A 12,232-nucleotide genomic window follows, 5' to 3' on the forward strand; every position below is an offset into this window, starting at 1 on the left:
GATGCATGACTGAGCGTCAGAAGGACCGGCCGTGGCTCATGCGCACGTACGCCGGTCACTCCACGGCCGAGGCGTCCAACGAGTTGTACCGGCGCAACCTCGCCAAGGGCCAGACAGGTCTGTCGGTGGCGTTCGACCTGCCGACGCAGACCGGCTACGACTCCGACCACGTCCTCGCCCGCGGCGAGGTCGGCCGGGTCGGTGTGCCGATCGGTCACCTCGGTGACATGCGCCGGCTGTTCCAGGACATCCCCCTGGAGCAGATGAACACCTCGATGACCATCAACGCCACGGCCATGTGGCTGCTGGCGCTCTACCAGGTCGTCGCGGAGGAGCAGGGCGCGGACATCACCAAGCTCCAGGGCACGACCCAGAACGACATCGTCAAGGAATACCTGTCGCGGGGGACGCACGTGTTCCCGCCGGGGCCCTCACTCCGGCTGACCACGGACATGATCGCCTACACGGTCTCCCACATCCCGAAGTGGAACCCGATCAACATCTGCAGCTACCACCTGCAGGAGGCGGGCGCCACGCCGGTGCAGGAGATCGCGTACGCGATGTCCACCGCGATCGCGGTTCTCGATGCCGTACGCGACTCGGGGCAGGTTCCCGAGGAGAAGTTCGGGGACGTCGTGGCCCGCATCTCCTTCTTCGTGAACGCGGGCGTCCGCTTCATCGAGGAGATGTGCAAGATGCGGGCGTTCGGGCGGATCTGGGACCAGGTCACGCGCGAGCGGTACGGCATCGAGAACCCCAAGCAGCGCCGCTTCCGCTACGGCGTCCAGGTCAACTCCCTGGGCCTGACCGAGGCGCAGCCGGAGAACAACGTCCAGCGCATCGTCCTGGAGATGCTGGCCGTGACGCTCTCGAAGGACGCCCGCGCGCGGGCCGTCCAGCTGCCCGCCTGGAACGAGGCGCTCGGCCTGCCCCGCCCCTGGGACCAGCAGTGGTCCCTGCGCATCCAGCAGGTGCTCGCGCACGAGAGCGACCTGCTGGAGTACGACGACATCTTCGCGGGCTCGACGGTCGTCGAGGCGAAGGTGGGTGAGCTCGTCGCGGATTCCCTCGCCGAGATCGAGCGCATCCAGGAGATGGGCGGCGCGATGGCCGCCGTCGAGTCCGGCTACCTCAAGTCGCAGCTGGTCGCCTCGCACGCGGAGCGCCGGGGGCGGATCGAGTCCGGCCAGGAGAAGATCATCGGCGTGAACATCTTCGAGACGACCGAGCCGAACCCGCTGACCGCCGACCTGGACACCGCGATCCACACGGTCGACCCGGCGGTCGAGGCCCGGGTCGTCACCGCGCTCCAGAACTGGCGCGACACCCGCTACCAGCCGCCCTTCAACCATCCTCGTCCCTGCAAGGCGCTGGACCGGCTGAAGGAGGCCGCCAAGGGCACCGGCAACCTCATGGAGGCCACCCTGGAGTGCGCTCGCGCCGGGGTCACGACCGGCGAGTGGGCCGGGGCCCTGCGCGAGGTGTTCGGCGAGTTCCGCGCCCCGACGGGTGTCTCGTCGGCGCCGGTGGCCATCCCCGCCGAGGAGGGCAGCGCCCTGTCCCAGGTGCGCCGCAAGGTGGACCTGACGGCTCAGGACCTGGGCGTCGGCAAGCTGCGCTTCCTGGTCGGCAAGCCGGGCCTGGACGGGCACTCCAACGGCGCCGAGCAGATAGCGGTGCGCGCGCGTGACGCCGGCTTCGAAGTGGTCTACCAGGGCATCCGGCTGACGCCCGAGCAGATCGTGGACGCGGCCCTCGCGGAGGACGTGCACGCCGTGGGTCTGTCGATCCTCTCCGGCTCGCACGCCCAGCTGGTCCCGGACGTGCTGGACCGGCTGCGCGAGGCCGGGGCGCCCGACATCCCGGTGATCGCCGGGGGGATCATCCCCAGCGGCGACGCCGAGCAGCTCAGGGCCGCCGGAGTGGCCGCGGTCTTCACCCCGAAGGACTTCGACATCACCGGGATCATCGGCCGTATCGTCGACGAGATCCGCAAAGCGAACAAGCTCGACCCCCTGGAGGTCCCCGCATGACCGCCCACCCGTCGCCCACCACCACCCTGCCTGACGGTCGCTCCGCGACCGGCCCCTCTGATTCGGTCAACCGTCTGCGTCCGCGGCGCTCCTGCCTCGCGGTCCCCGGAAGCAACCCCCGCTTCCTGGAGAAGGCGCAGGGCCTCCCGGCCGACCAGGTCTTCCTCGACCTGGAGGACGCCTGTGCGCCGCTCGCCAAGCCGGAGGCGCGGCACACCATCGTCAAGTTCCTCAACGAGGGCGACTGGACGGGCAAGACCAGGGTCGTGCGCGTCAACGACTGGACGACGGAGTGGACGTACCGTGACGTCGTGACGGTGGTCGAGGGGGCGGGCCCCAACCTCGACTGCATCATGCTGCCGAAGGTGCAGGACGCCCAGCAGGTCGTCGCGCTGGACCTGCTGCTGACGCAGATCGAGAAGACGATGGGCTTCGAGGTCGGGCGGATCGGCATCGAGGCGCAGATCGAGAACGCGCGGGGCCTGAACAACGTCAACGAGATCGCGCAGGCCTCGCCCCGGATCGAGACGATCATCTTCGGCCCGGCCGACTTCATGGCGTCCATCAACATGAAGTCGCTGGTCGTGGGCGAGCAGCCGCCCGGCTACCCGGCGGACGCCTACCACTACATCCTGATGAAGATCCTGATGGCCGCCCGCGCCAACGACCTCCAGGCGATCGACGGCCCCTACCTCCAGATCCGCAACGTCGACGGCTACCGCGAGGTCGCGCAGCGCGCCGCGGCGCTCGGCTTCGACGGCAAGTGGGTGCTGCACCCGGGCCAGGTCGAGGCGTCCAACGAGATCTTCTCGCCGTCCCAGGAGGACTACGACCACGCCGAGCTGATCCTGGACGCGTACGACTACTACACGTCCGAGGCGGGCGGCAAGAAGGGCTCGGCGATGCTCGGCGACGAGATGATCGACGAGGCCAGCCGCAAGATGGCCCTGGTGGTCTCCGGCAAGGGCCGCGCCGCCGGCATGCGGCGCACCGGCAAGTTCGAGATTCCGGAGGCGTGAGCGCGATGCAGTTCGGGCGCACCTTCGAGGAGTTCGAGGTCGGGGCGACGTACAAGCACTGGCCGGGCAAGACGGTCACCGAGTACGACGACCACCTGTTCTGTCTCCTCACCATGAACCACCACCCGCTCCACATGGACACCAACTACGCCGAGAAGACGACGGACTTCGGCCAGAACGTCGTGGTGGGGAACTACATCTACTCCCTCCTGCTGGGCATGTCCGTGCCGGACGTCTCCGGCAAGGCGATCGCCAACCTGGAGATCGAGTCGCTCAGGCACGTGGCGCCGACCTTCCACGGCGACACGATCTACGGCGAGACGACCGTGCTGGACAAGTGGCCGTCGAAGTCGAAGAACGACCGCGGCATCGTGCACGTGGAGACCAAGGGCTACAAGCAGGACGGCACGCTGGTCTGTGTGTTCCGCCGCAAGGTGATGGTCCCCACCGAGACGTACATCAAGGAGCGCGGCGGCGAGCAGCCGGGCCGGCCCGAACTCAAGGAAAAGGAACAGGGGAAGTAGCGATGGCGCGACTCGCCCAGACCGCCGGTCTGACCGACGTCCAGCAGGAGATCCTGTCCACGGTCCGGGACTTCGTGGACAAGGAGATCATCCCGGTCGCCACCGGGCTGGAGCACCGCGACGAGTACCCGCAGGCGATCGTCGACGGCCTCAAGGAGTTGGGCCTGTTCGGCCTGATGATCCCCGAGGAGTACGGGGGTCTGGGCGAGTCGCTCCTGACGTACGCCCTCTGCGTCGAGGAGATCGCCCGCGGCTGGATGTCGGTGTCCGGCATCATCAACACGCACTTCATCGTGGCGTACATGCTCAAGCAGCACGGCACGCAGGAGCAGAAGGACCACTACCTGCCCCGGATGGCGGCCGGTGACATCCGCGGCGCCTTCTCGATGTCCGAACCGGGTCTCGGCTCGGACGTGTCGGCCATCACCTCCAAGGCGGTCCGGGACGGCGACGAATTCGTCCTGAACGGTCAGAAGATGTGGCTGACCAACGGGGGTACGTCGTCCCTCGTCGCCGTTCTGGTGCGAAGTGACGAAGGTCACCCCGAGGGTTCCGCGCCGCACAAGTCGATGACGACCTTCCTGGTGGAGAAGGAACCCGGCTTCGGCGAGGTCCGCCCGGGCCTGACCATCCCCGGCAAGATCGACAAGATGGGCTACAAGGGTGTCGACACCACCGAGCTCATCATGGACGGCCTGCGGATTCCCGCGGATCGCGTGCTGGGCGGGGCCACCGGACGCGGTTTTTACCAGATGATGGACGGCGTGGAGGTCGGCCGCGTCAACGTGGCGGCACGTGGCTGCGGCGTCGCCCAGCGCGCGTTCGAACTCGGCGTCCAGTACGCCCAGCAGCGTCACACCTTCGGCAAGCCGATCGCGCAGCACCAGGCGATCCAGTTCAAACTCGCCGAGATGGCTACCAAGGTGGAGGCCGCGCATGCGATGATGGTGAACGCTGCGCGCAAAAAGGACTCCGGGCAACGAAACGACCTTGAGGCCGGTATGGCGAAGTACCTGGCCTCGGAGTACTGCAAAGAGGTCGTGGAAGATGCCTTCCGGATCCACGGTGGCTACGGCTTCTCCAAGGAGTACGAGATCGAGCGCCTCTACCGCGAGGCCCCGATGCTGCTCATCGGTGAAGGTACCGCCGAGATCCAGAAAATGATCATCGGGCGGCGGCTGCTCGAAGAGTATCGGTTCCAGGGCTGATTGTCCGGAAGCGGGGTGTTTTCTTCGAGAAGAAGATCACACCCCGTAGGCACTCCCCGGCCGCCGACTCGGCTTCCTGGCTTACCCAGTTGCGGCGCTTAGCCGCTACGATCGCGGGAAAGCCGCCGTCCCCCGTCAGAAGCGCGGCATCATCCGCTACGAAGGTCATCCATGCCCCACAGCCAAACCTCTGCACCTCGCGACAGCCTGGTCGGCGTACGCCTCGCGCGCGGAGCATCGCCGTGGCTTCTGCCGACCGTCGCCACCGCTGCCCTCAGCCTGGCCCGTGCGCGCCGCTCCGGCGCCGCGAAGGCCGTCGCCGTTCCCGCCACCGCGCTCGCGGCGGGGATGCTGTGGTTCTTCCGCGACCCCGAGCGTGAGATCACCCAGGGCCGGGTCATCTCGCCGGCCGACGGTGTGGTGCAGAGCATCATGCCGTGGAAGGACGGACGTACCCGCGTCGCGATCTTCATGAGCCCGCTGAACGTCCACGTCAACCGCGCTCCCCTGGCCGGCACCGTGACGTCGGTGGAGCACGTCCCGGGTGGCTTCGTTCCCGCTTTCAACAAGGAGAGCGAGAACAACGAGCGGGTGGTGTGGCACTTCGACACCGAGCTCGGCGACATCGAGATGATCCAGATCGCCGGCGCCGTGGCCCGGCGTATCGTGCCTTACGTGCCCGAGGGCACGAAGGTCGAGCAGGGCGACCGGATCGGACTGATCCGCTTCGGCTCGCGCGTGGACCTCTATCTGCCCGAGGGCGTGGAGGTAGCGGTCGAGGTCGGTCAGAAGACCGTGGCTGGGGTGACTCGAATTGACCGTGATTGACCCGGAGACCCAGGCGGGCTGGGTGCCCGAGGCCGAGGAGTCCGACGAGGAGGAGGAGATGCCGCTCTCTCTCCGCCTCTCGATAGCGGACACCCTCACCCTCGGCAATGCCACGTGCGGCTTCATGGCGGTGTACTTCACCACCACCGGCATCCTGATCCCGCACCTCACGGGCAGCCAGGAGACCGGCATGGCCCGCCACAGCGCCGCCACCGCGGTCATCCTGATGCTCTGCGCGGCGGTCTTCGACCTGTTCGACGGCCTGGTCGCGCGCAAACTCCGCTCCTCCCCCATGGGCGCCGAGCTGGACAACCTGTCCGACCTGATCAGCTTCGGCCTGGCCCCGGCGTACTTCGTCCTGGTCTACGGCATGGTCGCCGACGACGCGCACCAGCGGGTGGCGGCGGTCGGCGCGATCGTCGTACTGCTGGCCGTGGTGCTGAGGCTGGCGAGATTCTCCTGTGTGACGCCGACCAACGGCATGTTCCAGGGCATGCCCAGCCCCTTCGGGGCGCTGACGGTCGTCGCGATCGTGCTTCTGGAGCTGCCCTTCGCGGCGACGCTGCTGGCGATCCTGGGCACCGCGTGGCTGATGGTGAGCCGCGTCGAGTACCCGAAGCCGCGGGGCCGCCTGGCCGGCGCGATGCTCGCCTGGATCGTGCTCAGCATGGGGCTGCTGGTGGCCTGGGCCTTCGGTGCCCCCAGCGGCCAGCTGCTGCTCCAGACGGGCTGTGCGCTCCAGCTGGTCATGGGCGCGGTGATCCCGCTGTTCGCCACGGCCCGCCGGGTGAACAACTTCCGCGACAACCGGCGCGAGGCACGGGCGGCGCAGCTGCCGTAGGCGCTGACACCACCGGTCATCGTGAAGTGAAGGGCCCCGAACCTGTGAGGTTCGGGGCCCTTCACTGTTCGTGGGTGGGCTCGTGGGCGGGCGTGTCCTGGTGCGGGGCGCTGAGGCTGCCGAGGATGTCCAGCAGCTCCGCGCTGCGGCTGCCGGGCTCGGCGTGGAAGACGACCAGGATCAGCGCGTCGTCGCCGTCGAGGGAGAGCTTGTCCGAGTGCAGGTCCAGATCGCCGACCTGCGGATGGCGCAGCCGGCTGACGCGGCCGCGGTGGGGCCTGACGTCATGGCGGCCCCAGAGCCGCCGGAAGCGTTCACTGCGCACGGACAGCTCGCCCACCAGGTGCTGGAGCCGGGGATCGTCGACGTCCGGCCCGACGCGGGTGCGCAGGACGGCCACGCCCTCGTCGGTGAGCTCCTCCCAGTCCCGGCGCAGCGCCCGCTCGGCGGGGTCCAGGAAGACGGCGCGCAGGAGGTTGACGCCGGGCGCGTAGTTCGGGGAGAGGGCGGTGGCGAGCGGGTTGGCGGCGAGGACGTCGGTGAACCTGTTCTGGACGTAGGCCGGGTGCCGCGGCCAGCCGGCGATCAGCTGGAGGATGCTCGCCGGCACGGTCTCGGGCGGGCGGCTCGCGGGGCGGGACGGCTGGGCGAGGCCGATGAGGTGGGCGGTGGCGGCGGTGTCGAGCCGCAGGACCCGGGCGAGGGCCTGAAGCACCTGGACGGAGGGGTTGCGGTCACGGCCCTGTTCGAGGCGCAGGTAGTAGTCGGCGCTGATCCCCGCGAGCAGCGCGACCTCCTCGCGGCGCAGTCCCGGGACCCTGCGCAGCCCGCCGCCCGGCAGCCCCGCGTCCTCGGGGCGGACCAGCGCCCGGCGGGCGCGCAGGAAGTCGCCGAGTGCGTGGGTCCCGTCCATGCGTCCACCGTACGGGCCGGTGGCCGCGCGGTGCCTGGCCCTGTCACTCCCAGGAACGGCGTGGTACTGCCGCGGCGAGGCGATCCGGCCGCAGGCTCGTGGTGTACGGGCTCTCAGCCGTACAGCGCACAGGAACCGCTCCCGAGAGGTACGACATGTCTGCAACACCTGGCGGCACGGTCACGTCCGCCGACGGGCTGACGCTCACCCGCATCGGCTACGGCGCGATGCAGCTGGCCGGGCCGAACGTGTCCGGCCCGCCGAAGGACCGCGGGCAGGCCCTGGCCGTGCTGCGGGCGGCGGTCGAGGCAGGCGTCACGCACCTGGACACCGCCGACTTCTACGGCCCGGCCGTCGTCAACGAACTGATCAAGGAGGCCCTGCACCCCTACCCGGCCGGCCTGCACATCGTCACCAAGGTCGGCGCCCGGCGCGGCCCCGGCGCAAGCTGGATCATGTCCCGCGACCCCGACGACCTCAAAAAGCAGGTGCACGAGAACCTGGAGCACCTCGGCCTGGACGTGCTGGACGTCGTCAACCTGCGCCTCGGGTCGCACGACACCCCGAACGAGGAGCCGGTCGCGGAGCAGTTCGGGGCGCTGGCCGACCTCCGCCGCGAGGGCCTGATCCGGCACCTGGGCCTGAGCTGCGCGTCGGCGCGGCAGCTCACGGAGGCGCAGCGGATCGCCCCGGTGGCCACCGTGCAGAATCTCTACAACCTGGCCAACCGCCAGGACGACACCCTGCTGAAGCGGTGCGAGTCCGAGGGCATCGTCTTCGTCCCGTACTTCCCGCTGGGCGGCTTCGACCCGCTCCAGTCGCAGACGCTGGCCGGCGTGGCGGCGGCGCTGGGAACCTCCGCTCAGCAGGTCGCCCTGGCCTGGCTCCTCCACCGCTCCCCCGCGATCGCCGTGATCCCGGGGACGTCGTCGGTGGCCCACCTGCGGGAGAACCTGGCCGCGGCGGACCTAGCGCTGTCGCCGGAGACCATGGCCCAGCTGGACGGGATCGGGAGCGTGCCGGGCTCTTGAATCCGGCGGCCCTGGTCGCCCACCGTCGGGGTGGGCGAAACCGGGCGGCCAGGGACGGAGTGCCCAGGCTCGGGCGGGGTGCCCAGGCTCGGGTGGAGTGCCCAGGCTCGGGCGGGGTGCCCAGGCTCGGGCGGGGTGCCCAAGCTCGGGCGGGGTGCCCAAGCTCGGGCGGGGTGCCCAGGCTCGGGCGGGGTGCCCAGGCTCGGGGGGACCCGGGCTCGGGTGGGAGGTCCAGGCTCGGTTGGGCGGGGTGCCCGGGCCCGGGTCGGCGGAGTGCTCAGGCTCCGGTGGGCGGGATGCTCGCCGACCCGGTGGGCGGGATGCTCTCCGGCCCGGTGGGCGGGATGCTCTTCGGCCCGGTGGGCGGAGTGCTCAGACCAGGTGGTCCTGCGCGACGCGCTCCGCCGTCCGCTCCAGGATCGGGCCGGCGTCGGCGATGCACTTCGCCACGTCCGGTTCGATCTCGGTCAGCGGGTACGCCCGCCGGATCCCCGCCCGCTCCAGCGCCTGAGGCGTCAGCGCGAGCCGCCCGCACACCGCGACGACCTCCTTGCCCGCCGCCCGCGCCGCCGCGGCGACGCCCGCCGGGGCCTTGCCGTGCAGGGTCTGCTCGTCCAGCGACCCCTCACCGGTGATCACCAGGTGGGCACGCTCCAGGGCGGGCGCGAAGCCCAGCACGTCGAGCATGACCTCGATGCCGGGCCGGAAGCGCGCGCCGAGCAGCATGGCGCCGTACCCGATACCGCCCGCCGCACCGGCCCCGGGCGCCCCGGCGTACTCGCCCGCCTTGGGCCCCACTGCCTGCCCGAGCACCTTCGCGAAGTGCCCCAGCGCCGCGTCCAGTGTCACCACGTCGCCCGGGGACGCCCCCTTCTGCGGGCCGTACACCGCGGGCGCGCCCTTCGGCCCGGTCAGCGGGTTGTCGACATCGCTGGCCAGCACCAGTGCGACCGAGGAGAGCCGCGCGTCCAGGCCCGACAGGTCCGCGGACGCCAGCTCGGCCAGCCCTCCGCCGCCCGGAGCCACCGGCTCCCCGCCGGCCGTCAGGAAGCGCGCGCCGAGCGCGGACAGCATGCCCGCGCCACCGTCCGTCGTCGCACTGCCGCCGACCCCGAAGACGATCGTGCGTGCCCCGGCGTCGAGGGCTGCCCGCAGCAGCTCTCCCGAGCCGTACGTGGACGCCGTCAGGGGTGCGAAGACCCCGGCCGGAAGTCGCTGGAGTCCGCTCGCCTCGGCCATCTCCACGACGGCGGTGTCACCGCGCAGCGCGAACGCGGCCGTCACCTGGTCCCCGAGGGGCCCAGCGACCCGCACCTCACGCCGTTCGAAACCGGCCGCGACCGCCGCGTCCACGGTGCCGTCGCCGCCGTCGGCCACGGGCAGCGCCTCCACCGTGAGGTCCGGCACGACGCGGCGCAGGCCGGCCGTCACCCGCTCGGCGACCTGCACGGCCGTCAGCGACCCCTTGAACTTGTCCGCGGCGATGAGCACCCCACGGGCACCGTCCACAGCGTCAGCCACCTTGTCTTCCCCTCGCTCTCCGGGCCCCGCACACGTCAGGGCCAGTCGCGCCGCTGCGACCTTAACCGCAGGACACCCCCGCCGTCATGCCCGCCCCCGCTCCGCGGGATCCCCGGGCGGTCGGCCGGGGAGGGCCTGTGGCGGTGGCCGGAAGTGGGTAGACCGGAGCTATGACCCCTGAGGGCACCGAGCCAGACCTCGCCGACCGCGTCCTGGGGGGCTGGCTGGGCCGGATCGCCGGCAACATGCTGGGCAAACCGGTCGAGCAGGGCGACCTGTGGACGCGGCACCGTATCGACGACTACCTGCGGCAGGCCTCCGCCCTGCCGCTCACCGACTACTTCCCCGAGCCGCCCCCCGGCGGCACCGGGCCCGAACTGCGTCCGGAGTGGCGCCAGTGCGTCCGCGGCCGTATCCACGGCAGTTGCCGCGACGACGACGTCGACTACGCGATCCTCGGACTGCACCTGCTGGAGACCCACGGCTTCGGCTTCAGCACCGAGCAGGTCGGCGACCTGTGGCTGCTGCGCCTGCCGTATCTGCAGACCTTCACGGCCGAGCGGGCGGCCTACCGGAACCTGGCGAACGGTCTGAAGCCGCCGCTGACGGCGACGTACGAGAACCCGTACCAGGAGTGGATCGGCGCCCTGATCCGCGCCGACATCTACGGCTGGACCTGTCCCGGCGAGCCCCGCCGCGCGGCCAGCCTGGCCCGCCGGGACGCGGTGCTGTCGCACACCGGGAACGGCGTCTACGGCGCCATGTGGGCGGCGGCGCTGGTCTCGGCCGCGTTCACCGTGCCCACCGTGCGGCAGGCCCTGGACGAGGCGCTCGGCGTCGTCCCGGCGAGCAGCCGGCTGGCCCGTACGGTCCGGCGGGTGATGTCACTGCACGAGACCCGGATGACGTGGGAGGACACGCTCACCACGGTGGGCGAGGAGACCGCGGGGCCGGGCTGGATCCACACGGTCCCGAACGCCGCGGTGCTCACCGCCGGGCTGCTGTACGGCGACGGCGACTTCACCCGCACCATCGCCCTGACCGTGCGGGGCGGGCTGGACACCGACTCGAACGGCGCCACGGCGGGTTCGGTGGCCGGTGTGCTGACCGGCGCGGAGGCGATTCCGGACCAGTGGAAGGAACCGCTGGAGGACACGGTGCGCAGCGCGGTGTTCGGTTTCGACGGGGTCCGCATCAGCGAACTGGCGCAGCGGACGCTGCGGCTGGCGCAGGCGGAGGCGTAGACACGCGGGGCAGGGCGGGGCGGGGTCGGGCGCACGGCGGGGGTCGGGCGCAGGACGCGGGTCGGGCGCAGGGCGCGGGAGGCGCGTTCGGGGTCGTCGTGCGCCGGGGAAGGCGGCCCTGTGCGCTGGTTACCCTTGCCAGGGTGACCACTCCTGACTTCGCCACGTACATCGCGAGCCTGCCCCGTGTCCTCGCCGGTGCCGCCGCGCTCTTCCGTGACGCCGAGGGCCGTGTGCTGCTCGTCGAGCCCAATTACCGCGAGGGCTGGGCGCTGCCGGGCGGCACGATCGAGTCCGACGACGGCGAGACCCCCCGGCAGGGCGCGCGCCGTGAGACCGCGGAGGAGATCGGCCTGGACCGCGAGCTGGGGCGCCTGCTCGCCGTGGACTGGGTGCACGGCACCGCCCGGCCGCCGCTGGTGGCGTACCTCTACGACGGCGGCATCCTGAGCGAGGAGGACATCAAGGCGATCCGGTTGCAGGAGGAGGAGCTGCTGTCGTGGCGGTTCGTCGATCCCGACGAGCTCCCCGAGCGTCTGCCCGGCGCCACGGGCCGCCGTGTGCGGGCCGCCCTGGACGCCCTGGCCAACGGCACGGACACGGTCGAACTGGAAAACGGCCACCGGGCCGGCTGACCTGTCGCGGGCGCGGGGGCGCGGGGGCGCGTGTCGCTGCCGGGACGCACCGGACTGCGCGGGGTGCCGGGATGCGCGGCACGTCAGAAGCGCGGGGCGCCCGGATACCCGGCGCGCCAGGAGCGTCGGCTCCGCGGCGCGTCAGGACGCAAGGGCCGCCTGGATCACGCGGGTTCAGCCCTCCACGTCGCGTGGCTTGGCGTCCACCTCGTGCAGCGCCTCGTCCCGCTCGGCGACCCTGGCCTCCGTCCGGTGGCCGCGCTCGACGTAGTCACGCAGGACGAGTTCCACCGCGTCCTGCGGGCTGCCGACACCTGCGAGCACCATGGCTTCGACGACGAGTTCGGCGTCGAGCGAGACATTGACCTTGGCCATGCGCGGACCCTAGCAGCGGCGTCGCCCCGCCGACCCGAATACCGGTTCGCCGACCCGTTC

The 12,232-nt window shown here is 71.1% G+C and carries 12 protein-coding genes; 9 read left to right on the forward strand and 3 right to left on the reverse strand.

Annotated features, from left to right (window positions below):
• Nucleotides 1–5: 5 nt before the first annotated feature.
• From ACFV6X_RS00110 to pssA, 6 genes are all read left to right on the forward strand, one after another.
• Complete coding sequence (locus ACFV6X_RS00110; RefSeq protein ID WP_385375257.1) at nt 6–2,033, forward strand: protein meaA; 2,028 nt, start codon at nt 6–8, stop codon at nt 2,031–2,033.
• Nucleotides 2,030–3,052, forward strand: a complete 1,023-nt coding sequence (locus ACFV6X_RS00115) for an HpcH/HpaI aldolase/citrate lyase family protein (RefSeq protein ID WP_385375260.1) — start codon at nt 2,030–2,032, stop codon at nt 3,050–3,052. Before ACFV6X_RS00110 ends, ACFV6X_RS00115 begins: the two co-directional genes overlap by 4 nt.
• A gap of 5 nt (nt 3,053–3,057) precedes the next feature.
• A complete protein-coding gene (locus ACFV6X_RS00120; RefSeq protein WP_385376232.1) occupies nt 3,058–3,576 on the forward strand; it encodes a MaoC family dehydratase in 519 nt (172 codons plus the stop codon).
• A 2-nt stretch (nt 3,577–3,578) separates the two neighbouring features.
• Complete coding sequence (locus ACFV6X_RS00125) at nt 3,579–4,784, forward strand: acyl-CoA dehydrogenase family protein (RefSeq protein WP_365444063.1); 1,206 nt, start codon at nt 3,579–3,581, stop codon at nt 4,782–4,784.
• A 171-nt stretch (nt 4,785–4,955) separates the two neighbouring features.
• The gene (locus ACFV6X_RS00130; RefSeq protein WP_385375265.1) at nt 4,956–5,612 is read left to right on the forward strand and encodes a phosphatidylserine decarboxylase; all 657 of its coding nucleotides are present in this window, start codon (nt 4,956–4,958) and stop codon (nt 5,610–5,612) included.
• On the forward strand, nt 5,599–6,453 hold the full coding sequence (gene pssA, locus ACFV6X_RS00135; protein ID WP_365444057.1) for a CDP-diacylglycerol--serine O-phosphatidyltransferase: 855 nt from the start codon (nt 5,599–5,601) through the stop codon (nt 6,451–6,453). The genes ACFV6X_RS00130 and pssA overlap by 14 nt, the downstream gene beginning before the upstream one ends.
• A gap of 61 nt (nt 6,454–6,514) precedes the next feature.
• On the opposite strand, the gene ACFV6X_RS00140 is transcribed toward pssA, so the two are convergent.
• A complete protein-coding gene (locus ACFV6X_RS00140) occupies nt 6,515–7,366 on the reverse strand; it encodes a helix-turn-helix domain-containing protein (RefSeq protein WP_385375268.1) in 852 nt (283 codons plus the stop codon).
• A 155-nt stretch (nt 7,367–7,521) separates the two neighbouring features.
• On the opposite strand from ACFV6X_RS00140, the gene ACFV6X_RS00145 reads away from it, so the two are divergent.
• Nucleotides 7,522–8,397 (forward strand): oxidoreductase, encoded by an 876-nt coding sequence (locus ACFV6X_RS00145; protein WP_385375271.1) that lies wholly within the window; start codon nt 7,522–7,524, stop codon nt 8,395–8,397.
• A gap of 372 nt (nt 8,398–8,769) precedes the next feature.
• On the opposite strand, the gene ACFV6X_RS00150 is transcribed toward ACFV6X_RS00145, so the two are convergent.
• A complete protein-coding gene (locus ACFV6X_RS00150; protein ID WP_385376235.1) occupies nt 8,770–9,906 on the reverse strand; it encodes a glycerate kinase in 1,137 nt (378 codons plus the stop codon).
• Between the two features lie 182 nt (nt 9,907–10,088).
• On the opposite strand from ACFV6X_RS00150, the gene ACFV6X_RS00155 reads away from it, so the two are divergent.
• Together ACFV6X_RS00155 and ACFV6X_RS00160 are read left to right on the forward strand one after the other, a co-directional pair.
• Nucleotides 10,089–11,162: an ADP-ribosylglycohydrolase family protein gene (locus tag ACFV6X_RS00155; protein ID WP_385375274.1), complete on the forward strand. Its 1,074-nt coding sequence runs from the start codon at nt 10,089–10,091 to the stop codon at nt 11,160–11,162.
• Nucleotides 11,163–11,305: 143 nt separating this feature from the next.
• Nucleotides 11,306–11,797 carry an NUDIX domain-containing protein gene (locus tag ACFV6X_RS00160; RefSeq protein ID WP_385375276.1) on the forward strand — a complete coding sequence of 164 codons (492 nt, stop codon included), beginning with the start codon at nt 11,306–11,308 and terminating at the stop codon, nt 11,795–11,797.
• 174 nt (nt 11,798–11,971) lie between these two features.
• Here ACFV6X_RS00160 and ACFV6X_RS00165 read toward each other — a convergent pair whose 3' ends face one another.
• The gene (locus tag ACFV6X_RS00165) at nt 11,972–12,172 is read right to left on the reverse strand and encodes a type II toxin-antitoxin system VapB family antitoxin (protein WP_385375278.1); all 201 of its coding nucleotides are present in this window, start codon (nt 12,170–12,172) and stop codon (nt 11,972–11,974) included.
• Nucleotides 12,173–12,232 lie beyond the last annotated feature (60 nt).

The organism is Streptomyces sp. NPDC059861, from assembly GCF_042731435.1.
Classification (GTDB): Bacteria; Actinomycetota; Actinomycetes; order Streptomycetales; family Streptomycetaceae; genus Streptomyces.

Coding starts and splice junctions, on each gene's coding strand:
- ACFV6X_RS00110 (WP_385375257.1), top strand. CDS start 6: ATGACTGAGCGTCAGAAGGACCGGCCGTGGCTCATGCGCACGTACGCC.
- ACFV6X_RS00115 (WP_385375260.1), top strand. CDS start 2,030: ATGACCGCCCACCCGTCGCCCACCACCACCCTGCCTGACGGTCGCTCC.
- ACFV6X_RS00120 (WP_385376232.1), top strand. CDS start 3,058: ATGCAGTTCGGGCGCACCTTCGAGGAGTTCGAGGTCGGGGCGACGTAC.
- ACFV6X_RS00125 (WP_365444063.1), top strand. CDS start 3,579: ATGGCGCGACTCGCCCAGACCGCCGGTCTGACCGACGTCCAGCAGGAG.
- ACFV6X_RS00130 (WP_385375265.1), top strand. CDS start 4,956: ATGCCCCACAGCCAAACCTCTGCACCTCGCGACAGCCTGGTCGGCGTA.
- ACFV6X_RS00140 (WP_385375268.1), bottom strand. CDS start 7,366: ATGGACGGGACCCACGCACTCGGCGACTTCCTGCGCGCCCGCCGGGCG.
- ACFV6X_RS00145 (WP_385375271.1), top strand. CDS start 7,522: ATGTCTGCAACACCTGGCGGCACGGTCACGTCCGCCGACGGGCTGACG.
- ACFV6X_RS00155 (WP_385375274.1), top strand. CDS start 10,089: ATGACCCCTGAGGGCACCGAGCCAGACCTCGCCGACCGCGTCCTGGGG.
- ACFV6X_RS00165 (WP_385375278.1), bottom strand. CDS start 12,172: ATGGCCAAGGTCAATGTCTCGCTCGACGCCGAACTCGTCGTCGAAGCC.